Origin of the sequence: Pseudomonas sp. OST1909 (assembly GCF_015277575.1) — a bacterium.
GTDB lineage: Bacteria > Pseudomonadota > Gammaproteobacteria > Pseudomonadales > Pseudomonadaceae > Aquipseudomonas > Aquipseudomonas synxantha_A.
The window spans coordinates 3927393-3954120 of the sequence record NZ_CP063780.1 but is presented as its reverse complement, the minus strand read 5'-3'; the positions used below and the strand labels follow the sequence as shown (position 1 = coordinate 3954120).

The window sequence follows — 26728 nt, the reverse complement described above, 5'->3', positions numbered from 1 at the left end:
ATATGCAGCGACGAAGCGAAGGCTAGCCAGTGGATTGAGCAGGCGCAAGGCCGAAGGATTGTCTAGGAAACGTCCTGCAAATTAAAGGGATATGGATTGCTGGCCTTTAACAATGCATGTCAAACAGGCGACACAGGCCAAAATTTGGGAGGGAGCAAGCCCCCTACCACAGATGTGACTTGGGCGATCATCACCGCAGTACTGGCAAAACTCAGCTAGGTTGAAGAGCCGCGAGCAAACACGGGAACCCTCCCACCCGACACTTGTCCCCGCTTCCCATGTCACCCCCCACCGCGCAAATCCCTTAATTTTTCAAGCCTGCCGGAAGCCTCTCCAGGCCCCCGGCTGCGCCCGTTGTTTTTCAAGGGCGCCGCGCCTAGCGGCAAAACTGAATACGGACATTCTCTTAAACCGTGACTTATCAGGCAGGTTACCCCATGCAGTTCAGCGACTTACTGGCAGCGATCTCCACCCATGCGATCCGTCTGCAAACTGAAGAAGGCGACCTGATCGTCCTGGGCGATGACGAGGCGTTGGATGACGCGCTCTGGGATCAATTGATCGCGCATAAACCCCAGTTGCTGGCCCTGGTCGCCGAGCATGGCGGTGACTGGCTGAGCCCGGCTTATCGCATCACCCCGGACATGCTGGCGCTGGTCAACCTCGACCAGCCGGCCATCGACCGCATCGTCGCGTCCATCCCCGGCGGCGCGGCGAATGTGCAAGATATCTACCCCCTGGCGCCGCTCCAGGAAGGCATGCTTTACCACCATCTTTCTGCCGCGCAGGGCGACCCCTACGTGCTGCACGCGCAGTTTGTGTTCGACAGCCGTGCACGCCTGCAAGCCTTTGCCGAGGCGCTGCAATGGGTGATTGACCGCCACGATATCCTGCGCACCTGCATGGTGTGGGAGCGCCTCGACGAGCCGCTGCAAGTGGTGTGGCGCAAGGCGCAGCTGGCGTGTGAAGAAGCGCATTTTGATGGCGGCGACCGTCTCGCTCAATTGCTCGCGCGCTATGACGCCCGTGCCTATCGCATGGACCTTGGCCAGGCGCCGCTGCTGCGTCTGGTGTTCGCCGAGGACCCGGCCAACCAGCGTGTGGTGGCGATGCTGTTGTTCCACCACACCATTCTCGATCACACCGCACTGGATGTGGTGCGCCATGAAATCCAGCTGTACTTGGCCGGTGAGCACGCGCAAGCGGGCACGCCGGTGGCGTTTCGCAGCTACATCGCCCAAGTGCGCCAGGGTGTGAGCGAACAGGCCCATGAGGCGTTCTTTCGCGACATGCTCGCCGATATCGATGAACCGACGCTGCCGTTCGGCCTGCAAGATGTGCAGGGCGATGGTCAGGGCATTGATGAAGCGCGCATTCCCGTCGATAGCGCCCTTGGTCGTCGCCTGCGCAGTGTGGCGCGGCCGTTGGGGGTGAGTGTGGCGAGCCTGATGCACCTGGCGTTGGCGCGGGTGTTGGGCGTGGTTTCCGGTCGCGAGGCGGTGGTGTTCGGCACCGTGATGCTCGGGCGCATGGGCGCAGGCGAGGGCGGTGAGCGGGCCTTGGGCATGTTCATCAACACCTTGCCGTTGCGGGTTGATGTTGGCGCGCAAAGCGTGCGCGCTGCGGTGCAAGTCACCCACGAGCGTCTTACGCGCCTGCTCGATCACGAACATGCGTCCCTGGCACTGGCCCAGCGCTGCAGCGGGGTGGCAGCACCCACACCGTTGTTCAGCGCGATCCTCAACTATCGCCATAGTGCGGCCACCGACATGGCCGCCGTGATCGAGGTTGCCGAAGGCATCCAGGTCCTGGGCGCCGAAGAGCGCACCAACTACCCGCTGACGGTCAACGTTGACGACCTGGGGCAAGACTTCGCGCTGACGGTGATGGTGGATGCGACCATCGGAGCACTGCGGGTTGCCGGCTATCTGCACACCGCGCTGCAAAGCCTGGCCGACGCCCTTGAGCAGCGACCGGACAAGCCGCTCTGCGGCCTGAACATCCTGCCCGACGCTGAACGCCACGCCCTGCTGCATACCTTGAACCACAGCTCCACGCACTACGCCGATACCGCGTTGATCCACCAGCAAGTCGAAACCCACGCCGCCGCCCAGCCTGAAGCCATTGCCGTGCGCTTTGAGCAGCAGCGTCTCACCTATCGTCAACTCAACGAGCGCGCCAACCAGGTCGCCCATGCACTGCTGGCCCAGGGCGTGGAGCCTGACAGCCGCGTGGCGATCTGCGTGGAGCGCGGCCCGCAGATGATCATCGGCCTGCTCGGTATCCTCAAGGCCGGTGCCGGCTACGTGCCGATAGACCCGGCTTACCCGCAGGAACGCATTGCCTACACCCTGGCCGACAGTCAACCGGTGGTTGTGCTGGTGCAGGCCGGCACTCGTCACCGGGTAGGCGAACTGGCGCAGCTTGACCTCGACAGCCTGGGCCAGTTGCCAATCACCGATCCACGGCTGCACCTGAGCCCGGCCAATCTGGCCTATGTGATTTACACCTCCGGCTCCACCGGCCAACCCAAGGGGGTGATGATCGAGCATCGTCAGGTGGCGCGCCTGTTCAGTGCCACTCAACACTGGTTCGGGTTCAACCCGCACGATGTATGGGCACTGTTCCACTCCTTCGCATTCGATTTTTCTGTGTGGGAAATCTGGGGCGCGCTGATGCACGGCGGCCAGTTGCTGATCGTGCCGCAACTGATCAGCCGCTCGCCGGATGAGTGCTACACGCTGCTCTGCGAAGCCGAAGTGAGCATCCTCAACCAGACGCCGAGTGCGTTCCGCCAGTTGATCGCGGCCCAGGGCCACAGCACCCAGGCGCATTCGTTGCGGCAGGTGATCTTTGGCGGTGAGGCCCTTGAACCGGCCATGCTCAAGCCATGGTATGCGCGGGCGGTGAATGCCGGTACGCAGCTGGTAAACATGTACGGTATTACCGAAACCACCGTGCACGTGACCTATCGTGCGCTGGAGGCGGCGGATGCCCAACTGGTGGGCGTCAGCCCGATTGGCGTACGCATCCCCGACTTGCAGTTGTATGTGTTGGATGAACAACACGAGCCGTTGCCATACGGTGTGGTGGGCGAGCTGTACGTGGGCGGCGCCGGGGTGGCGCGCGGTTACCTGAACCGCGAGGCACTCAACGCCGAACGCTTCCTCGCGGACCCAGCCACCGGCCTGCGCATGTACAAGACCGGTGACCTCGGCCGCCTGCTGGCCGACGGCAGTGTCGAGTACCTGGGGCGTAACGATGACCAGGTCAAGATCCGCGGTTTCCGTATCGAGCTGGGCGAAATCCAGGCGCACCTGGCAACCGCCCACGGCGTGCGCGATGCGGTGGTGATCGCCCGTGAGGATGAGCCGGGTGACAAGCGCCTGGTGGCCTACGTGATCACCGAGGGTGAGCCCAGCGTTGCCGCCTTGCGCGATCACTTGCTGCAGAGCCTTGCCGAACATATGGTGCCCAGCGCCTTCGTGCGCCTGGAGGCGTTCCCCCTGACCACCAACGGCAAGCTCGACCGCAAAGCCTTGCCGGCACCCGATGCCGAGGCGTTGGCCCGGCGCAGTTATGCCGCGCCCCAAGGTGCGGTGGAAAACGCCATTGCGATGATCTGGCAGGACCTGCTCAAGCTCGACCGGGTGGGGCGTGACGACAACTTCTTCGAGTTGGGCGGGCATTCGCTGCTGGCGGTCAAGCTGATCGAACGCATGCGCCAGGTAGAGCTGAGTGCCGATGTACGCGTGCTGTTCGGCCAGCCGACCCTGGCAGCCCTCGCGGCGGCGGTGGGCGGGCACCATGAGGTGCAGGTCCCGGCCAATCTGATCCAGGAACACAGTGAGCACATCACGCCGGACATGCTGCCCTTGGTCAACCTGGACCAGGCCGCCATCGATCACATCCTTCAGGCCGTGCCCGGTGGCGTGGCCAACGTGCAGGATATCTACGCTCTCGCGCCGTTGCAGGCCGGTATTTTCTACCACCACCTGGCAACCAGCGAGGGCGACCCCTACGTGTTGCAGGTGCAGTTGCGCTTTAACGACCAGGGCGCGGTGGATGGCTTTATTCAGGCGCTGCACAGTGTCATCGAACGCAACGATATCCTGCGCACTGCGATTCTCTGGGAGGGCCTGGAGGAACCGGTGCAAGTGGTGTTGCGCCAGGCGCCGCTGGCCGTTGAGCGCTTGGACACCCAGGGCGCCGATGCCCTGGCGCAGTTGCAACAGCGTTTCGACCCTCGCCACTACCGCCTGGACCTGTCTCGCGCTTCGCTGATGCGCCTGGCCTACGCTGAAGAGGCGGAAGGCTTGGTCGGCATCCTGCTGCTGCACCATATCCTGCTCGACCACACGGCGCTGCAAGTGCTGGTCGAAGAAATGAGCGCCAGCCTGCACGGCAACTGCGTGCAACTGCCTGATGCGGTGCAGTACCGCAACTACGTGGCCCAGGCGCGGCTGGGCCTGAGCCAGGCGCAGCACGAAGCCTTCTTCAGCCAGATGCTCGGCGATATCGACGAGCCAACCCTAGCCTTCGGCTTGCAGGATGTGAACGGCGACGGCAGCGGCATCCATGAGGCCCATCTGCCGCTGGAACCGGCCCTCAGCCTGGCCCTGCGCGAGCAGGCGCGGCAGCTGGGCGTCAGCACGGCGAGCCTGGTGCATCTGGCATGGGCCCAGGTGCTGGGCCAGGTGTCGGGCCAGCAGGACGTGGTGTTCGGGACGGTCTTGCTGGGGCGTATGCAGGGCGGCGAGGGCGCTGACCGCGCGCTGGGGATGTTCATCAATACCTTGCCGCTGCGGGTCAGCCTCGGCAGCGTCGGCGTGCAGGCCGGCGTGCGCGCCACCCATGCGCGCCTGGCGCAGTTGCTCGCGCATGAACACGCCGCGCTGTCCCTGGCCCAGCGCTGCAGCGGCGTGCCGGGTTCGTTGCCGTTGTTCAGCACCTTGCTCAACTACCGGCACAGCGCACCCGATGAAGCGCCGGGGGACAACCCCTTTGCCGCGTTCGGTATCCAGATCCTCAGCTCAGAAGAGCGCAGCAACTACCCGCTGGTACTCAACGTCGATGACCTGGGCAGGGGGGTTGCCCTGACGGTACAGGGTGTCGCCCACCTGGATGTGCAACGCGTGGGTGAGTACATGCTCACCGCGTTGCGCCATGTGGTGAGCGCGCTGCAACACGCGCCCACCACCGCCATGCACAAGGTGTCGATTGTGCCGCCCGCCGAGCGGCGCTTATTGCTTGAAGACTTCAATGCCAGCGCCCGGGAATACCCGTCGCAGCTCACCGTTGCGCAACTGTTCGAAGCCCAGGCACTGGCCCGGCCTGAAGCGGTCGCGGTGGTGCATGGCCTGCTGTCGCTGAGCTACCGTGACCTCAATCGCCGCGCCAATCGCCTGGCCCATCATTTGATTGGCCGTGGCGTGCGGCCAGGTGAGGCGGTGGCCCTGGCGCTGCCGCGCTCCATCGACCTGGTCGTCAGCCAGTTGGCGGTGCTCAAGTGTGCGGCGGTGTACGTACCGCTGGACGTCAACGCGCCGCTCGAACGTCGAACCTTCATGGTGCAGGACAGCGGCGCCCGCCAGGTGCTGGACAATCTTGCCGAACTGGACCTGGCCGACCTGCCGGCGGACAACCCGGGGCTGGCCCGGTCTGCGCAAGACGTGGCGTACATCATGTACACCTCCGGCTCCACCGGCCAGCCCAAGGGCGTGCTGGTGCCCCATCGCGGCATCACGCGCCTGGTCATCAATAATGGCTATGCCGACTTCAATGCCAGCGACCGCGTGGCCTTCGCCTCCAACCCGGCGTTCGATGCGAGCACCATGGATGTGTGGGGCGCATTGCTCAACGGCGGGCAAGTGCAGGTGATCGACCATGCCACCTTGCTCGACCCGTTGGCGTTCGGCGCCGAGCTTAAGGGCGCGACGGTGTTGTTCGTGACCACCGCACTGTTCAACCAGTACGTGCAATTGATCCCCGAGGCGTTGGCCGGTTTGCGCATCCTGCTGTGCGGCGGTGAGCGTGCTGACCCGGCGGCATTTCGCAGCCTGTTGGCGCGTGCGCCGGCGCTGCGCCTGGTGCATTGCTACGGGCCGACCGAAACCACCACCTACGCCACCACCCATGAAGTGCGCGAGGTCGGTACGGATACCGACAGCGTGCCGGTGGGGCGGCCCATTTCCAATACACAGATCTATGTGCTCGATGCACAGTTGCAACCAGTGCCGCTGGGCATCACCGGTGAAATCTGCATCGGCGGCGATGGCGTCGCCCTGGGCTATTTGAACCGCCCCGAGCTGACGGCTGAAAAGTTTGTGCAGGACCCCTTCAACCCGGGCGCCTTGCTGTACCGCACCGGCGACCTCGGGCGCTGGACGCAAGACGGCTTGCTCGAATGCCTGGGTCGCAACGACGACCAGGTGAAAATCCGTGGCTTTCGTATCGAGCTGGGTGAGATCGAGGCACGCCTGGCCAGTTGCCCGGGCATCCAGGATGTCGCCGTGCTGGCTAGGGAAGATATGCCGGGTGAAAAACGCCTGGTCGCCTACTTCACCTGGGCCGCGGCAGACCTGGGCATTGAGCTGGTCCACGCCCACCTGCAAGGGCAGTTGCCGGACTATATGCTGCCGTCGGCCTATATGCCGCTGGCCAGTCTGCCCCTGACCAACAATGGCAAGCTCGACCGCAAAGCCTTGCCGGCACCGGACCCGTCGGCCTTGCTCAGTCGTGGCTACGAAGCCCCGCAAGGCGAGGTGGAAACCTTGCTGGCGCAGATCTGGCAGAACGTGCTCAAGCTCGAACGCGTCGGGCGTCACGATCATTTCTTCGAGTTGGGCGGGCATTCGCTGCTTGCGGTGAGCCTGATCGAGCGCATGCGCCAAGTCGGCCTGAGCGCCGATGTGCGGGTGCTGTTCAACCAGCCGAGCCTGGCAGCGTTGGCGGCGGCGGTGGGCAGTGGTCGCGAAATCGTGGTGCCGGCCAATGGCATCCCGGCCGGTTGCACACAGATCACACCGTCCATGCTGAGCCTGGTGCAGCTTACTCCGGATGCCATCGAGCGTATCGTCGCCAGCGTGCCGGGTGGCGCGGCGAATGTGCAGGACATCTACCCGCTGGCGCCGTTGCAGGAAGGCATTCTCTACCACCACCTCAGCGCCGAACAGGGCGACCCGTACCTGCTGCAATCGCGCATGGCGTTCGACAATCTCGACCGCTTGCACGGGTTCATGGCGGCGCTGCAACAGGTGGTTGCCCGCCACGATATCCTGCGCACGGGCGTGGTCTGGGAGGGCCTGGACAGCCCGCTGCAAGTGGTGTGGCGCCAGGCGCAACTGGGGGTGCAGGAGGTTCATCTGGACCCGGCCGACGGCGGCATCATCGAGCAACTGCACGCCCGCTTCGATGCCCGGCACTACCGGCTGGACATCACCCAGGCGCCGTTGCTGCGCATGGTCTATGCCCAGGACCCGGCGCACAACCGTGTTGCGGCGATCCTGCTGTTTCACCACCTGGCGCTGGACCACACAGCCATGGAGGTGGTTGGCCAGGAAATGCGCGCCTTCATGTTCAACCAGGCCCAGGACTTGCCCGCTGCCGCGCCATTTCGCAACTATGTGGCCCAGGCGCGCCTGGGTGTCAGTGTGGCCGAGCATGAGCAGTTCTTTCGCGACATGCTCGCCGATGTGGATGAACCAACCTTGCCGTTTGGTTTGCAGGATGTGCAGGGCGATGGCCGCGCCATCGAGGAGGCCGGGCTGCCATTGGACGCCGCGCTGGCGCAGCGGGTCCGCCAGCAGGCGCGACAGCTGGGTGTGAGCGCCGCGAGCCTGATGCACCTGGCCTGGGCCCAGGTGGTGGGGCTGGTGTCGGGCCGCGATGACGTGGTGTTCGGCACGGTGCTGATGGGCCGTATGCAAGCCGGTGAAGGTGCAGACCGCGCGCTGGGGATGTTTATCAACACCTTGCCGCTGCGGGTCGATGTTGCCGCCGGGGCGTCAGCGGCGGTCAAGGCCACCCATGCACGCCTGAGCGCCTTGCTCGGGCATGAACATGCCTCGCTGGCCCTGGCTCAGCGTTGCAGCGGTGTGCCGACCAGCACGCCATTGTTCAGTGCCTTGCTCAATTACCGTCACAGCAACCCCGCCGAGATGGCCCGCGACGGCCACGGCATCTGGGAGGGCGTGCAACTGCTGGGCGGTGAGGAACGCAGCAATTACCCGTTGACCCTGAGCGTGGATGACCTGGGTGACGGCTTCGGGCTGAGCGTGCTGGCGGTGCCGCAGATCGGCGCGCAACGCCTGTGCGACTACATGCACAACGCTGTGGCGCAGTTGCTCACAGCCTTGGAGTGCACGCCGGACACGGCACTCAATCGCCTGCCGATCCTGCCCGCGGCGGAGTGTGAAACCCTGCTGCGCGAATTCAATGCCACGGCCCAGGATTTCCCCCGTGGCCACACCGTGCACGGCGCATTTGAGGTACAGGCTGAGCGCCAACCCCACGCCATTGCCGTGCAGCAGGGCGGCGAGGCGCTGACCTATCAGCAGCTCAATCAGCGTGCCAACCAACTGGCCCATCACCTGTTGGCACTCGGCGTGCGACCGGATGACCGCGTGGCGCTGTGCTGCCGTCGTGGCCCGCAGATGCTGGTGGGGCTATTGGGCATTCTCAAGGCCGGCGCCGGCTATGTGCCGATTGACCCGGCGTATCCCGCCGAACGCATCGCTTATTTGTTGCGCGACAGCGCCCCGGTGGCAGTACTCGCTGAGGCCAGTACCCGTGACCTGCTGGGCACGGTCACGCTGCTCGACTTGCATGACCCCGTCTGGCAGCACCTGCCCGTCAACAATCCACAGTTGCCCGCACTGACGCCCGCGCACCTGGCCTACGTCATTTACACCTCAGGCTCTACCGGCCAGCCCAAAGGCGTGATGGTGGAACACCACAACGTGGAAAACCTCGTGCATTGGCACTCTGAAGCCTTTGGCCTGGCCGCTGCGAGTCACACCAGCAGTGTGGCCGGGTTTGGTTTTGACGCGATGGCCTGGGAAGTCTGGCCGGCCTTGTGCGTCGGTGCGACCCTGCACCTGCCGCCCGCCGAACTGGGCAATGAAAACATCGATGAATTGCTGGCCTGGTGGCGGGCGCAGCCGCTGGACGTGAGCTTTTTGCCCACGCCGGTAGCCGAGTACGCGTTCAGCCAACACCTGCAACACCCCACCTTGCGCATCCTGCTGATTGGCGGCGATCGCCTGCGCCAGTTCACCCAGGAACGGCGCTTTGCCGTGATCAACAACTATGGCCCCACCGAGGCCACGGTGGTTGCCACCTCCGGTCGCGTGCGGGCCGGGCAGGCGTTGCATATTGGTCGACCCATCGCCAATGCCGGCAGCTATGTGCTGGATGCGCAGTTGCGCCCGGTGCCGGTCGGTGTGGCCGGTGAGCTGTATGTAGGCGGCAGCGGTGTCGCACGGGGTTACTTGAATCGCCCGGACTTGACTGCCGAACGCTTCCTGCAAAACCCGTTCAGCCCGGGGCGCATGTACCGCACCGGCGACCTGGTGCGCTGGTTGCCCGACGGCAATCTGGAGTACCTGGGCCGCAATGATGACCAGGTCAAACTGCGTGGCGTGCGGGTTGAGCTGGGCGAAATCGAAAGCCGCCTGGCCGCCCTGGACGGCATTCGCGAAGCGGTGGTGCTGGTGCGCGAAGGCCGGCTGCTGGCCTGGTTCACCGAGCAACGCGCACTCCCCATCGAGACCTTGCGCGCGCAATTGCAGGCCCAGCTTCCCGATGCGCTGGTGCCGGTCGCCTACATGCGCCTCGATGTGTTGCCCCTGACCGCCAACGGCAAGCTGGACCGCAAGGCACTGCCCGACCCCGATCAGGCCGCCGTGCTCAGCCGCGAGTACCAGGCCCCCCAGGGCGAGGTCGAAACCACCCTGGCGCGTATCTGGGCCGAGGTGCTGCAAGTGGAGCAGGTGGGCCGTCATGATCATTTCTTCGAACTGGGCGGTCATTCATTGCTGGCCGTCAGCCTGATCGAGCGTATGCGCCAGGTGGGCCTCAGCGCCGACGTGCGCGTGCTGTTCAGCCAGCCAACCCTGGCCGCGCTGGCCGCTGCTGTCGGCAGTGGTCGCGAGGTGCAAGTGCCGGCCAACCGGATCAGTGCCGAGTGCCAGCGCATTACCCCGGACATGCTGGCGCTGGTGACCCTTGACCAGTGCGCGATTGATCAGGTAGTCGCCCAGGTGCCAGGCGGCGCTGCCAACGTGCAGGACATCTACCCGCTGGCGCCGCTGCAGGAAGGCATTTTCTACCACTACCTCACGGCCGCGCAGGGCGACCCGTACCTGCTGCAATCGCACCTGGCGTTTGACAGTGTCGAGCGTCTGCAAGCCTTCGCGCAGGCGCTGCAACAGGTGATCGACCGCCATGACATTCTGCGCACCGGGGTGGTGTGGGAGGGGCTGGCGCAACCGTTGCAAGTGGTGTGGCGCAAGGCGGCGTTGAGCGTTCAGGAACTGCATTTGCACGGCGACGTACTCGCCGGCCTGCATGAGCGTTTCGATGCGCGGCATCATCGCCTGGACATCAGCCAGGCGCCGTTGATCCGCCTGATGTATGCCCAGGACCCGGCCAACCAACGCGTGGTGGCGGTGTTGCTCTACCACCATATCGCCCTGGACCATACCGCGTTCGACGTGGTGCTGCGGGAAATGCAGGGTTACCTGCTCGGCCACGCCGCGCCAACCACCGCGCCGATGCCGTATCGCAACTATGTGGCCCAGGCGCGCCTGGGTGTCAGCGAGCAGGAGCACGAAGCCTTCTTCCGCCAAATGCTCGGCGATGTGGATGAACCGACGCTGCCATTCGGTTGGCAGGATGTACGTGGCGACGGCAGTGCGATTGAAGAACATACCCTGCAACTGGACAACCACCTGAACCGGCGCCTGCGCAGCCAGGCGCGGCTGTTGGGCGTCAGCGGCGCCAGCCTGTTTCATCTGGCCTGGGCACAGGTGCTGGCCGCGGTATCGGCGCGCCACACGGTGGTATTCGGTACCGTGCTGGTGGGCCGCCTGCAAGGTGGCGAGGGTGCTGACCGGGCCCTGGGCGTGTTTATCAATACCTTGCCGCTGCGCCTGGACATCAATGACCAGGGCGCCCGCGCCGCCGTGCGGGCTACCCATGCGCGACTCACGCAATTGCTTGGCCATGAACACGCCTCGCTGGCCCTGGCTCAACGTTGCAGCGGCGTGGCGGCACCGGCGCCGTTGTTCAGTTCGATGCTCAACTATCGCCATCGCGGCGCCGCCACCCGTTCGGCGGACGCGCACTTGGCGTGGGAAGGTATGCAGACCCTGGTCAATGACGGGCGCACCAATTACCCGTTGACCCTGAACGTGGATGACCTGGGTGATGGTTACGCGTTCACGGCCTTGGCCCAGGTGGATGCGCAACGGCTCTGCGGTTATATGCACAACGCCTTGTCCGCGCTGGTCGAGGCCCTTGAGCAGGCACCCCAGCAGGCGATCAATCGCCTGTCGATCCTGGGACCAGAAGAGCGGCAACAGCTGCTGGTGCGGTTCAACGCCACCGAGGTCAACTACAACCTCGACCAGACCCTGCACGGGATGTTCGAGGCCCAGGTTCTGCGCACGCCGCACGCCGTGGCGGTAAAGGCGGGCGAACAGCAACTGAGTTACCAACAGCTCAATGAGCACGCCAACCGCCTGGCCCATCACCTGCGCGAAAGGGGCGTGCAGCCGGACTCACGGGTAGGCATTTGCCTGGAGCGTGGCCTGGATATGGTGATCGGCCTGTTCGCCATCCTCAAGGCCGGTGGTGGTTATGTGCCGCTGGACCCGGCCTACCCGCAGGAGCGTATCGCCTACATGCTGCAAGACAGCGCGCCGGTGGTGGTGCTGGCCCAATCCGCCACTCGTGCCTTGCTGGGCGATGTGACCGTGATCGACCTCGACCAGAGCACCTGGCACCAGCAGCCTTGCGTCAACCCGCAGGTCGCGGGCCTCACTGCCCGGCACACGGCCTACGTGATCTACACCTCCGGTTCCACCGGCCAGCCCAAGGGCGTGATCAATGAACACGCCGGGGTGGTCAACCGTCTGTTGTGGATGCAGGACGCCTATGGCCTCAAGGCCCATGACGCGGTCTTGCAGAAAACCCCGTTCAGCTTCGACGTGTCGGTGTGGGAGTTCTTCTGGCCGCTGTTTACCGGCGCACGCCTGGTGATGGCGCGCCCGGGTGGGCACAAAGACCCTGCGTACCTGTGCGAAGTAATCGAGGCAGAAAATATCACCACCCTGCACTTTGTGCCGTCGATGCTTGACGTGTTCCTGGCCCATGGCGATGTGAGCCAGGCGGCCGGGTTGGTGCGAGTGATGTGCAGCGGCGAGGCGCTGCCGGGCAGCCTGGTGCGTCGGTTCAAGCAGCAGTTGCCGGGCATTGGTTTGTACAACCTGTATGGCCCCACGGAAGCGGCGGTGGACGTGACGGCCTGGAACTGCGCCCGCCCGGACGTCCCGGACAACACCCCCATCGGCAAGCCGATTGCCAACACGCGCATGTACGTGCTGGACGGGCAGTTGCAGCCGGTGCCCCTGGGCGTGGTCGGTGAGCTGTTCATCGCTGGCGTGCAAGTGGCGCGGGGTTATCTGAACCGTGCGCAGTTGACCGCCGAGCGCTTCCTCGATGACCCTTTTGCGCCTGGCCGGATGTACCGCACCGGTGACGTGGGCCGCTACTTGCCGGACGGCAATATCGAATACCTGGGGCGCAACGATGACCAGGTGAAAATCCGTGGCCTGCGCATCGAGCTGGGGGAAATCCAGGCGCGGCTGATCGAGCATCCGGCGGTCAACGACGCGGTGGTGGTGGTTCGTGATGAGCGCCTGGTCGCCTATTACACTGGCCTGCCAAGTGACATCGACGGCCTGCGTGCCCAGTTGTTGCAGCACCTGCCGGACTTTATGGTGCCCGCGCTGTTCGTGCACCTGCCCGTCATGCCCCTGAGCCCCAACGGCAAGCTCGACCGCAAAGCGTTACCCGCACCGGGTATGGAAGCACTGACGGTGCGTGAGTACGAAGCACCCCAAGGCGATACCGAAATCCTGCTGGCCCGGTTGTGGTCCGAGCTGCTCAAGGTGGAGCGGGTAGGCCGGCATGACAATTTCTTTGAACTGGGCGGGCACTCGCTGCTCGCTGTGAGCTTGATCGGGCGCCTGCGCCAGGAAGGCATGGAAGCCGATGTGCGAGCGTTGTTCGAACAACCGACCCTGGCCGGCTACGCCGCAATGACCGAACGAATGGAGATCGTCCTGTGAACATCCTCGAGCTGCTGGCAACCCTGAAAACCAAGGACGTGCAACTGGCGCTCAAGGGCGAACAGTTGTCGGTGAACGGCAACCGGCAAGCCTTGAGCGACCCGGCAATATTGGCCGCCTTGCGCGAGCACAAACCGGCGCTGATCGAGCTGATCAAGGCCGGTGAGTACTCGGCTGCCAAGGTTGGCGAAGTGGTCGTACCGGCCAATGGCATTCCCGCCAATGCCGAGCGCATCACCCCCGACATGCTGACCCTCTCGACCCTGAGCCAGGACGAGATCGAGCGCATTATCGCTACCGTTCAGGGCGGTGTGGCGAATATCCAGGACATCTATCCGTTGGCGCCATTGCAGGAAGGCATTCTGTTTCACCATGCCAGCGCCGAGCAGGGCGACCCCTACGTGATGCAGTCGCAGTTCGCGTTTGACAGCCTGGAGCGCTTCGAGGCGTTTGCCCAGGCGCTGCAAAGCGTGATGGACCGCCACGACATTTTACGCACCGGGGTGGTCTGGGATGGCCTGGCGCAACCTTCGCAAGTGGTGTGGCGCCAGGCGCGCCTGCCGGTGCAAGCCTTGATGCTCGACCCGGCCGACGGCGATATCGCCGCACAACTGCATGACTTGTTCGATGCCCGTCATTATCGCCTCGACGTGACCCAGGCACCGTTGTTGCGCCTGGTACATGCTGAAGACCCGACCCACCAGCGCATCGTCGCTACCTTGCTGTTCCACCATATGGCGATGGATCACAGCGCCCTGGAAGTGGTATGCCATGAAATGCAGGCGTGTCTGTTGGGGCAGGGCGCGGCCCTCGGCCAGGCCGTACCGTTTCGCAACTACGTGGCACAGGCGCGGCTGGGCATCAGCGAGCAGGAGCATGAAAGTTTCTTCCGGCAGATGCTCGGCGATATCGTCGAGCCGACCTTGCCGTTCGGGCTGCAGGATGTGCAGGGCGATGCTCGCGCCATTGCCGAGGTCAGCCTGCCATTGGCGCCGCAGCTGGCGCAGCGTATACGCATGCAGGCCCGGCAACTGGGGGTGAGCGCCGCCAGCCTGTTCCATCTGGGCTGGGCCCAGGTACTGGCGGTGTTGGCCGGCAAGGCGCAGGTGGTGTTCGGCACCGTGTTGATGGGGCGTATGCAAGGCAGCCATGCGACTGACCGCGCCTTGGGGATCTTCATCAACACCTTGCCGTTTCGTGTGGACATCGACGCCCAGGATGTACGCAGCGGGGTCAAGGCCACCCACGCACGTTTGACCACGCTGCTGCGCCATGAGCACGCGGCCCTGGCATTGGCCCAGCGTTGCAGCGGCGTGATCGCCCCGACGCCGCTGTTCAGTGCGCTGCTCAATTACCGTCACAGCGCTCCCGCCGCCAGTGCCGAGGCAGTGTCGGCCTGGCACGGCATTACCGCACTGCGCGCCGAGGAACGCACCAACTACCCGTTGACCCTGAGTGTGGACGACCTGGGCGAAGGCTTCGGCCTGAGTTTGCTGGCCAGCACCCAGGTCGACCCCCACCGCGTCTGCGCCTACCTGCACACCGCGCTGGAAAACCTGGTCACCGCGCTGGAGCAGGCGCCGCACACTGCGCTTGAGCAACTTTCGGTAGTGCCCGCCGCCGAACAGCGCCTGCTGTTGCAACAGTTCAACGCCACCCAGGCAGTGTTCCCGCAAGGCACCACTTTGCACGGGCGTATCGAAGCCCAGGCTGTGCTCACGCCGGACGCCATCGCCGCCGTGCACGAAGGGCGGCAACTGACCTACGCCGAACTCAACCAGCAAGCCAACCTGCTGGCCCATCATCTGCTGGCGCTGGGGGTTCGGCCCGATGATCGCGTGGCCATTGTGGCGCGGCGTGGGCTCGACACCTTGGCCGGGCTGCTGGCGATCCTCAAGGCGGGGGCCGGTTATGTGCCGGTAGACCCGTCCCACCCGGCCGAGCGTTTGAGCTACTTGCTCAGCGACAGCGCCCCGGTGGCGGTGCTCACCCAACACGCGTTGCTGGCTCGTTTGCCCGAGCTCGAGGTGCCGGTGATCAACCTCGATCGCTTCACCTGGCAGCATCATTCGGCGAGCAACCCCAAGGTCGCCGTCGGCCCGACGAACCTCGCGTATGTGATCTACACCTCGGGTTCTACCGGCTTGCCCAAAGGTGTGATGGTCGAGCACCACACCGTCGCCAACCTGGTGGACTGGCATTGCAGCGCTTTTGACCTGCGCGCCGGGCGGCATACCGCCAGTGTTGCCGGTTTCGGCTTTGATGCGATGGCCTGGGAAGTCTGGCCGGCGCTGTGTGTGGGCGCCACCCTGCACCTGCCGCCGGCCCATGACGGTGCTGAAGATATCGACGCGCTGCTGGCCTGGTGGTGCGCACAACCTTTGGACGTAAGCTTCCTGCCCACGCCGGTGGCCGAGTACGCGTTCAGCCAGACTATCGAGCACCCGACATTGCGCACCCTGCTGGTCGGCGGCGATCGCCTGCGCCAGTTCGGCCGGGCGCAGCGCTTTGAATTGATCAACAACTATGGCCCCACCGAAGCCACGGTGGTCGCCACGTCGGGCAAGGTCGAGGCGGGCCAGCCGTTGCATATCGGCAAGCCCATCGCCAATGCCACCGTCTACGTGCTCGACGAACACCAGCGCCCGGTGCCGCTAGGGGTGGCGGGGGAGTTGTACGTGGGCGGCAAGGGCGTGGCGCGAGGTTACCTGAACCGCCCGGAACTGACCGCCGAGCGCTTCCTGCGCGACCCATTCAACCCCGGGCGCATGTACCGCACCGGCGACCTGGTGCGCTGGTTGCCCGATGGCACGCTCGACTACCTGGGGCGCAACGATGACCAGGTCAAAATCCGTGGCGTGCGCATTGAGCTGGGAGAAATCGAAACCCGGCTCAACCAATTGCCTGGCATCCTGGAAGCGGTGGTGCTGGTGCGTGAAGAGCGGCTGGTGGCCTACTTCACCGAAAACCCGCAACTTGACGCGCTGACGGTAGGCGAAATCCGCGCTCACCTGGTGGCGCAGTTGCCGGACTACATGGTCCCGGTCGCCTTCATGAAGCTCGACGCGCTGCCGCTGACCACCAATGGCAAGCTCGACCGCAAGGCGCTACCGGCACCGGACATGGCCGCAGTGTTTACCCGCGAATACGCAGCGCCCCAGGGCGAGATCGAAACCGTGCTGGCGCAGATCTGGGCCGAGGTGTTGCAAGTGGAACGGGTCGGGCGGCGTGACCATTTCTTTGAGTTGGGCGGGCACTCGCTGCTGGCGATGCGCATGGTCTCCCAGGTCCGCCAGCGGCTGGGGGTCGAGTTGGCGTTGGGCGACCTGTTCGCCAACGCCGAACTGGCAGCGGTCGCCGAACTGCTGGCCCAGGCCGGGCGCAGCACCTTGCCGGATATCCTGCCGGCCAATCGTGATGAAGAGATGCCGCTGTCGTTTGCCCAGCAGCGCCTGTGGTTCCTGGCGCTGATGGAGGGCGCCAACACCGCCTACAACATTCCTATCGGCCTGCGTTTGCGCGGGCAGTTGCATGTGCAGGCACTGCAACGGGCGCTGGCGCGGATCGTGGCGCGGCATGAAACCCTGCGCAGCCGCTTTGCCCAACACGGCGACCAGGCCCAGGTGCTGATCGTGCCGGCCGAGGAGGTGTTACCGCTGCAGGTGCAAGACTTGCGTTGCCACGCGCAACCGCAACAGGCGCTGGACGCGCTGATCCACGGCGAAGCCTCGGCGCCCTTCGACCTGGAGCGTGGCCCGTTGCTGCGCGGCCGCCTGGTGGTGATGGCCGACGATCACCATGTGCTGCTGCTGACCCTGCACCACATCGTCTCCGATGGCTGGTCCATGGGCGTGCTGACCCGTGAACTGATGGCGCTGTACCAAGCCTTCAGCCACGGCCAATCCGACCCGTTGCCGCCCTTGCCGATCCAGTACGCCGACTTTGCCGTGTGGCAACGCCTGTGGCTGAGCGGTGAAGTGTTGCACCGCCAAAGCACCTATTGGCAACAGACCCTGGCCGGCGCGCCGGCGTTGCTGACCCTGCCCACCGACCGCCCGCGCCCGGCGCAGCAGGACTACGCCGGCAGCAGCGTCGAAGTGCGCCTGGACGAACGCCTTACTGCCGGGCTCAAGGCCTTGAGCCAGCGCCATGGCACCACCCTCTATATGACTTTGATGAGCGCCTGGGCTTCATTGCTGGCGCGCTTGTCCGGGCAGCCGGAGCTGGTGATCGGCACGCCGGTGGCCAACCGCACGCGCACCGAGGTGGAAGGGCTGATCGGTTTGTTCGTCAACACCCTGGCGCTGCGCATCGACACCTCAGGCGAGTTGAGCACCGAGGCCCTGCTGGCTCGGGTCAAGGCGCTGACATTGGCGGCCCAGGCCCATCAGGATTTGCCGTTCGAACAGGTGGTGGAAATCACCCGGCCGCCGCGCAGCCTGGCCCATAGCCCGCTGTTCCAGACCCTGCTGAGCTGGCAGGACAGCAGCGCGCCGACCCTGGCGTTGGGCGACCTGGCCCTGGAAGGCATTGTCGAAAACAGTCACTTCGCCAAGTTCGACCTGTCGCTGAACCTGGGGGAAGTGCAGGGCAGTATTCTCGGCGCGCTGGAATATGCCGTGGCGCTGTTCGATGAATCGACGATACGGCGTTACCTCGGCTACTTCACCCGCGTGTTGCAGGCCATGGTCGCTAACGACCAGGCGGTGCTTGCGCATGTGCCGCTGGTGGATGAGCGTGAGCGCAAGCAGTTGCTGGTGGATTTCAACGCTACCACTGTGGACTACCCGCTCGACCAGACCCTGCACGGGATGTTCGAAGCGCAGGTACTGCGCACGCCGCAGGCCGTGGCGGTAAAGGCCGGCGAGCAGCAACTGACCTACGCCGAACTGAACGCTCGCGCCAACCAACTGGCCCACCACCTGCAAGCCCTCGGCGTGCAGCCGCAGGCGCGGGTGGCGATCTGCGTGGAGCGTGGCCTGGACATGGTCATTGGCCTGTACGCGATCCTCAAGGCCGGCGCCGCCTATGTGCCGCTGGACCCGGCGTACCCGCTGGAGCGTATCGCCTACATGCTGCACGACAGCGCGCCAGCGGTGGTGCTGGCCCAGGGCAGCACCCTCGGGCTGCTGGGCGAGGTGCCGGTGGTCGATCTGGACCAGCCCACCTGGCAGCACCAGCCCATCACCAACCCAGCGGTGGCCGGGGTGGCCGCCTATGTGATCTACACCTCCGGCTCCACCGGCCAGCCCAAAGGCGTGATCAACGAACACCCCGGCGTGGTCAACCGCCTGCTGTGGATGCAGGACGAATACCGGCTCACGGGAGGCGATACGGTGTTGCAGAAAACCCCGTTCAGTTTCGATGTGTCGGTGTGGGAATTCTTCTGGCCGCTGTCCACCGGCGCACGCCTGGTGATGGCGCGCCCGGATGGGCATAAAGACCCTGAGTACCTGTGCCAGGTGATCGCAGCCGAAGGGGTCACGACCTTGCACTTCGTGCCGTCGATGCTCGATGTCTTCCTCGCCCACGGTGACGTCAGCCAAGCGGGCGGGCTGGTGCGGGTGATGTGCAGCGGCGAAGCCTTGCCGGGCAGCCTGGTACGCCGCTTTAAGCAACAGTTGCCGGGCAGCCAGTTGCATAATCTCTATGGGCCCACCGAAGCGGCGGTGGATGTCACTGCCTGGCACTGCGCAGACTTTGACGTGCCCGACAACACCCCCATCGGCAAGCCGATCGCCAACACGCGCATGTACGTGCTGGACCGGCAGTTGCAGCCTGTGCCGTTGGGCGTGGTGGGCGAATTGTTTATCGCTGGGGTGCAAGTCGCACGGGGTTACCTCAACCGTGCCGAACTGACCGCCGAGCGTTTCCTCGATGACCCGTTTGCCCCTGGGCGCATGTACCGCACCGGTGACGTCGGGCGCTACTTGCCGGATGGCAACATCGAGTACCTGGGGCGCAATGATGACCAGGTCAAGATCCGTGGCCTGCGCATCGAGCTGGGCGAAATCCAGGCACGCCTGACCGAGCATCCGGCGGTGCAGGAAGCCGCCGTGATTGCCCGCGAGCAGCGCCTGATCGCTTACTACACCGGCGTGCCGAGCGAAACTGAAAGCCTGCGCGCCCATTTGCTCCTGCACCTGCCGGAGTTCATGGTGCCGGCCAGCTTCGTGCACCTGGATGCGCTGCCGCTGAGCCCCAATGGCAAACTCGACCGCAAGGCATTGCCGGCACCGGGCCTGGAGGCGTTGGTGGTGCGCGAGTACGAGGCGCCGCTGGGCGACACGGAAATCACCTTGGCCGCGCTGTGGGCCGAGTTGCTCAACGTGGAACGCGTGGGCCGGCACGACAACTTCTTCGAACTGGGCGGCCACTCGTTGCTGGCGGTCAGCCTGATCGGGCGTATGCGCGGCCTGGGCTTGTCGGCGGACGTGAAAGTGCTGTTTGGTCAACCGACCTTGGCTGCCCTGGCGGCAGCTTTGGGCGGCGGGCGTGAAGTGGCGGTACCGGCCAATGGCATTGCGGCCGATTGTGCGCGCATCACGCCAGACATGCTGGCGCTGGTCAGCCTGGATCAAGCGGCTATCGAGCGCATCGTCGCCAGCATCCCCGGCGGTGCAGCGAATGTGCAGGATATCTACCCGCTGGCGCCGTTGCAGGCCGGCATCCTGTATCAGCATCGCGCTGTGCAAGGTGATGACGCCTATGTGTTACAGGCGCAGTTTGCCTTTGACAGTCGCGCACGCCTGGAGGCCTTCGCCAGCGCATTGCAGGCGGTGATCCAGCGTCATGACATCCTGCGTTCATCCTTGCATTGGGATGGCCTGGAAGAACCGGTGCAGGTGGTGTGGCGCCACGCCCGGCTAAGCGTTGAGAGCGGGCCGCTGCCGCCACGCCTGGACCTTGGCCAGGCGCCGCTGATGCGGCTGGTGTACGCCGAGCAATCGCAACGGGTGGTCGCGACGTTGCTGTTTCATCACCTGGTGATGGACCACGTTGCCCTGGATATCCAGCAGCACGAGCTGCAGGCGTTTCTGCTGGGCACTCAGGACACGCTGGCCGCGCCCGTGCCGTATCGCAACTACGTGGCCCAGACCCGTTTGGGCGCTGAGGATCACGAGACGTTTTTCCGCGAGATGCTCGGTGAGGTCGACGAACCCACCGAGGTGCCCAATCTGGGGGCCGAGGAAAACGTGCGCGAGGGTCTCGACCTGTCGTTGAGCCGACGCCTGCGCAGCCAGGCCCGCCAGGCGGGGGTCAGTGCGGCCAGCGTGATGCATTTGGCCTGGGCCCACGTCCTGGGCAAGGTGTGCGCCCGCGAGCAGGTGGTGTTCGGTACGGTGATGCTCGGCCGCCTGCAAGGCGGCGAAGGCGCCGAGCGGGCCATGGGCGTATTTATCAATACCTTGCCGCTGCGGGTCGACCTGGGGGAGCACTCAGTGCTGACGGCACTGCGTACCACCCATGGGCGCCTGACTCAGTTGCTCAGTCATGAACATGCGCCGCTGGCGTTGGCCCAGCGTTGCAGTGGTGTGCCGGTGGCGACGCCGTTGTTCAGCGTATTGTTCAACTATCGTCACAGCGCACCCCAGGCCGGTGGCGTGGCCGAGGCGTGGCAGGGGATCGAGTTGTTCAAGGCCGAGGAGCACACGCACTACGGCGTGGCGGTCAGCGTGGATGACCTCGGTGAAGGGTTCAGCCTGACCGTCATGGGGCAGGGCGCCCGGCGCTTGTGCGACTACCTGGAAATCGCGCTGGCGCAGGTGGTGCAGGCCCTGGAAGGTCATCGCGATATCGCCATCAACCGCTTGCCGATTCTGCCGCAGGCCGAACGCCAACGGGTGCTTGAGCACTTCAACGCCACTGCCCGTACATTCGCGCGTGAGCACACGGTGCAGCGCCTGTTCGAAGCCCAGGCCATGGCACGTCCCGACGCGGTGGCGCTGGTGCACAACGAGCGGCGGGTGAGCTACGGCGAACTCAATACCCGCGCCAACCGCTTGGCGCATCACCTGCTCGGCCTGGGTGTGCGCCCTGGCGATCACCTGGCGATCCTGCTGCCGCGTTCGCTGGAGTTACTGGTCAGCCAATTGGCCATCCTCAAATGCGCCGCCGCGTATGTGCCGTTGGACGTGAATGCACCGGCTGAACGCCAGGGGTTCATGCTGCAAGACTGTGGCGCCGCCTGGTTGCTGACCCGCAGCGATTGCGTCATGGAGAGCGGGGTGCGTCGCCTGGACCTGGACACGCTTGGTCTCGCCCCGCAACCGAGCCACAACCCGGACCTGTCGCAACCCTCGGACAGCGTGGCGTACATCATGTACACCTCCGGCTCCACCGGCCAGCCCAAGGGCGTGCTGGTGCCCCATCGCGGCATTACGCGCCTGGTGCTCAACAACGGCTATGCCGATTTCAATGCCGCCGACCGCGTGGCCTTTGCGTCGAACCCAGCGTTCGATGCAAGCACCATGGACGTGTGGGGGCCACTGCTCAATGGCGGCCAGGTGCAGGTGATTGACCACGCCACCTTGCTCGATCCGAGCGCTTTCGCCCAGGCGTTGCAGGGCGTGACGGTGCTGTTTGTCACCACCGCGCTGTTCAACCAATACGTGCAGTTGATTCCCCAGGCACTGGCTGGCTTGCGCATCCTTTTGTGCGGCGGGGAGCGGGCCGATCCGGCGGCGTTCCGCACGCTGTTGGCGCAGGCACCCGCGTTGCGCCTGGTGCATTGCTATGGGCCGACCGAAACCACCACTTACGCCACCACCTGCGAAGTGCACACGATTGCCGATGATGCCGACAGCGTGCCGGTGGGGCGGCCGATCTCCAACACCCAAGTGTATGTGCTCGATGCGCAGCAGCAGCCGGTACCGCTGGGTATCGTCGGTGAAATCTGCATTGGCGGCGATGGCGTCGCCTTGGGCTATTTGAATCGCCCCGAGCTGACGGCTGAAAAGTTTGTGCAGGACCCGTTCAACCCAGGCGCCTTGCTTTACCGTACGGGCGATCTCGGGCGCTGGACGGCCGACGGTCTGCTGGAGTGCATCGGGCGTAATGACGACCAGGTGAAGATTCGAGGTTTTCGTGTTGAGCTGGGTGAAATCCAGGCGCGACTGGCGACGTTCGCAGGCATCCAGGATGCCGTGGTGCTGGCCCGTGAAGAGGTTCCGGGGCACAAGCGCCTGGTGGCCTATTTCACCTGGGCGGGCGAACCCGTTGCTGTCGAGTCGGTGCGGGCTTACCTGCACGCGCACTTGCCCGAGTACATGGTGCCGTCTGCCTACGTCGCGCTGGAGCAATTGCCGTTGACCGCCAACGGCAAGATCGACCGTAACGCCTTGCCGGTGCCTGCCTGGGACGCCTCGACCAGCCGCACGTTCGAAACGCCGGCCGACGCCCTGGAGCAGACGTTGGCGCAACGCTGGGCCGAGGTGTTGAAACTCGAACAAGTGGGGCGGCATGACAGCTTCTTTGAACTGGGCGGGCATTCGTTGTTGGCGATTCGCCTGGTCAACCTGCTGGACGAGGCCGGTTTGCCGGTGTCGTTGGCCGAGCTGTTCCAACATGCCAGCGTGGCCGGCGTCGCGGCGATGCTGCGTCAGCGCGGGGATGATGTACTGCCCGACACCCGCGTGATTACCGTGCGCAGCAGCGGGGCGCAGGCACCGCTGTTTCTGGTGCATGAGTTCAGCGGCATGGACGTGTATTTCCCGGCGCTGGGCCAGCATCTGCCGGGTGATTATCCGATCTACGGCCTGCCGGGGCTGGCGCTCGGCGAGACCCACCTGAACAGCATGGAAGGCCTGGCGGCGCGCATGGTCGGGCTGATCCGCGAGATTCAGCCCCACGGTCCCTATCGGGTAGCGGGCTGGTCTTTTGGTGGGGTGCTGGCCTATGAAATCGCCATGCAACTGCTGGGGCTGGATGAAAGCGTGGCCTTCCTCGGTTTGATCGACAGCTATGTGCCGCGCCTGACTGACCAGGGCAAAGCACGCTGGAGCGGGCCGGATGCATTCAAGCGGCATTTGTTGCTGCAATGCACGGCTTATTGGAAAGCACAGGGAGGTGTAAATGAGCTGGCAAGCCTTGAACAACTGGAGGCGCGGATTGGACAGCTGGACTTTGCGGATCTGCTGCAACGCTGTCGCGATCAAGGTTTGCTATACGCGCAAATGGCGGAGGCGTCGGACGCAGACCTGTTGAGTTTTCTTCAGCGCGAAGTCGGGCACGGGCACGCCCTGGCCCACTACAGCCTGTTCCCGCTGCCGATTCCGGTGCACTTGTTCAGCGCCGAGCAGCGCCCCACCGAACTGTCGCAACGCAGTATGGCGTTGGGCTGGGACACGGCTTTGGCGCCCGGGCAACTGCGCCAGGTGCACGTGCCTGGGGATCACCAGAGCATGATGCAGGCGCCGCATATCCAGGGCCTGGGCCGGGCGATGACCGAGGCGCTGGCGACGAGTACGCCGGTGAGTTGCGCGGCCCATCAGCCGTTGTTGCGCATCCAGACTGGGCGCGCCGGCTATGCTCCGGTGTTCTGCGTGCCGGGAGCAGGTGACAGCGTGACCGGTTTCGTGGGCTTGAGCGACGCGCTGGGACGTGATTGGCCGCTGTATGGCCTACAGCCCCGTGGGTTGGATGGCGAGGCGGTGCCCCATAGCCAGGTGGAGGCGGCGGCGCGGTGTTATCTCACGGCGTTGGAGCAGGAGTGCCCGGACGGGCCGGTGCATCTGGTCGGGCATTCGTTTGGCGGCTGGATTGCGCTGGAAATGGCCTTGCGCTTGCAGGCGATGGGGCGCGAGGTGGGCTCTTTGACAGTGATCGACAGTGAGGCGCCGGGGCGTGATGGCAAGCCCTATACCTCGACGACGGCGCTGTTGCGGTTGATCGAGGCGATGCAGTTGGCAGCCGGGAAGTCGCTGGGGATTGATCCGGTGGACTTCGCCGGGGGTGATGAGGTGGCGCAGCGACAGTGGCTGCATACGGGGATGGTCGGTGTCGGGTTGCTGCCGGCGCGTGCTGCCGTGGATGCAATGGATGGGCCTGCGCGTACTTATGCGGCGGCGTTGCGCACGGTTTATCGGCCGCAGGCTCGGTATGACGGGGTGGTGCGCCTGGTGCTGGCGCAGGATCCGGCCTTGGATGCGGCGGGGAACCAGCGTGAGCAGGGGTTGATGGTTGAGGGGTGGCGGGAGCAGGGGAGTGGGTTGGAGGTTTGGTATGGCGGGGGTAATCACTTCACCTTGCTCAAGGTGCCGAATGTTTCGGGTTTGGCCAAGTGGTGGTTGGAAGGGGTTGGGGTTGGGGAGGTGGTGTCTTGATGCTTGTACACCGATCCAAATGGGGGCTTGCTTCCGATTGCGGTCTGTCGGAGTACATATCCATTTCTTTGGTAACGGCCACTTATGGTTCCGCTCTTACAGCGGGTCACTTTTGGAAAGGCCCAAAAGTAACCAAAAGGCCTTCGCCCCACCACTCGGCACCTCGCCTAGGCTCGGTGTGCCCGAACGCGAACTTTGGAGCGTGGGCCGCCGCGATGGGCCATCCATGGCCCAGCGCGGCTAACCCGGCGTCCTGCCGGGTTACCCACGCTCCAAAGTCCGCGTTCGGCCAGCGTGGTTTAACGGGGCGATTCCAGATCAAAAGCACAGCGCGGCGGCCTTATAGCCGACCGGTTTTGGCTGTCGAGGTGGGTCAGAAATGGCAGGAGTATGGGAGGGGGCTTGCCCCCGGTAACCACGATGCGAAGCGAGCCGCCCTTGATCTTGATCTTGATCTGCTTTTGATCTTAGGCGCCCCGTTAAACCACGCTGGCCGGAATTCGACAGGGATTTGGGGGGTAAACCGGCAGGGATGCCGGTTTAGCCGCCCCGCGCCATGGATGGCGCGTGGCGGCGGCCCCCCAAATCCCTGTCGGATTACGGGCACACCGAGCCTAGGCGAGGTGCCGAGTGGTGGGGCAAGAGCGTTTTGCTTACTTTTGCGCTTTTCAAAAGTGAGCCGCTGTAAGAGCGGAACCAATAGTGGCCGTTACCTAAATAACGGATATGTACTCGTTCTGATCCAACATCCTGGTCGGCTGTCAGGCCGCCATCGGGAGCAAGCCCCCTCCCACATTTTTAAGCAGTGCAAGTCAATGAAACCTCACTCTGCTTTTGCAACCCGATGCCGCCTCTACCCGAATAACGGATCTGTACTCAATCAAGAAGCCAACCATGCAAACGTCTAAATTCCGCAAAATCGGCCTCCTGGCAGCATTGGCCGTCGCCATCAGCCTGATCATCTACACCGTAAAGGCCCCCGCCGACGCCCCCCAATACCTCACCGCCACCACCGAACGCGGCGATATCGAAAACGCAGTATTGGCCACCGGCCTGCTCGAAGGCATCAAGCAGGTCGACGTCGGCGCCCAAGTCTCCGGCCAGCTCAAATCGCTGAAAGTCAAAGTCGGCGACAAGGTAAAAAAGGGCCAGTGGCTGGCCGAAATCGACCCGCTGATCCTGCAGAACACCCTGCGCAAAGCCCAGGTCGACGAAGAAAACCTCCAGGCCCAACGCCGCGCCACCGCCGCGCAGCTCAAGCAGGCCAAGTCTGTCTATGAACGCTACAAGGGCCTGCAGGCCGACGAGTCGGTGTCACGCCAGGATTTCGAAGACGCCGAATCAAGCTTCCAGGTGCAGCAGGCCAACCTGCTGTCCCTGGACGCACAGATCAAAAGCGCACACATCCAGATCGACACCGCCAAGGTCAACCTGGCCTACACCCGCATCAACGCGCCCATCGACGGCGACGTAGTGGGCATCGTCACCCAGGAAGGCCAGACCGTGATCGCCAGCCAGCTCGCACCGGTACTGCTCAAGCTGGCGGACCTGGACACCATGACCGTCAAGGCCCAGGTCTCGGAAGCGGATGTGATTCATATCAGCCCCGGCCAGCAGGTGTACTTCACCATCCTCGGCGAGGCGGACAAACGCTATTACGCCAAACTGCGCGGCACTGAACCAGCCCCGCAGAACTTCCTCGAAACCCAGACCGCCGGCACCCCCAAGCAGAACACCGCGGTGTTTTATAACGCGCTGTTCGACGTGCCCAACCCTGACCATCGCCTGCGCATCGCCATGACCGCACAGGTGCGCATTGTGCTCGACACCGCAGAGGCCGCATTGATGGTGCCGGTGGCGGCGCTGGGAGCGCGCAATGCCGACGGCAGTTACCCGGTGCGGGTGCTGGATGCCAAGGGCAAAGCGGTAGAGCGCAACGTCAGAACCGGCATCAATAACAACGTCAAGGTGCAGATTCTGGATGGACTGGCCGAGGGCGACAAGGTGGTGATCGGCGACGCCACACCCGCCGTGGCAGGGAGCTGAGCC

At 64.5% G+C, this 26728-nt stretch carries 3 protein-coding genes; all 3 read left to right on the top strand.

Annotation, left to right across the window (positions count from 1 at the left end; genetic code table 11):
- The first annotated feature begins 437 nt into the window (after positions 1 to 437).
- A complete protein-coding gene (locus tag IH404_RS17015) occupies positions 438 to 13355 on the top strand; it encodes a non-ribosomal peptide synthetase (RefSeq protein WP_194438542.1) in 12918 nt (4305 codons plus the stop codon).
- A complete protein-coding gene (locus IH404_RS17010; protein ID WP_194438541.1) occupies positions 13352 to 24679 on the top strand; it encodes a non-ribosomal peptide synthetase in 11328 nt (3775 codons plus the stop codon). Before IH404_RS17015 ends, IH404_RS17010 begins: the two co-directional genes overlap by 4 nt.
- 894 nt (positions 24680 to 25573) lie before the next feature.
- Complete coding sequence (gene macA / locus IH404_RS17005; RefSeq protein ID WP_194438539.1) at positions 25574 to 26725, top strand: macrolide transporter subunit MacA; 1152 nt, start codon at positions 25574 to 25576, stop codon at positions 26723 to 26725.
- Positions 26726 to 26728: the final 3 nt, after the last annotated feature.

Coding starts and splice junctions, on each gene's coding strand:
- IH404_RS17015 (WP_194438542.1), top strand. CDS start 438: ATGCAGTTCAGCGACTTACTGGCAGCGATCTCCACCCATGCGATCCGT.
- macA (WP_194438539.1), top strand. CDS start 25,574: ATGCAAACGTCTAAATTCCGCAAAATCGGCCTCCTGGCAGCATTGGCC.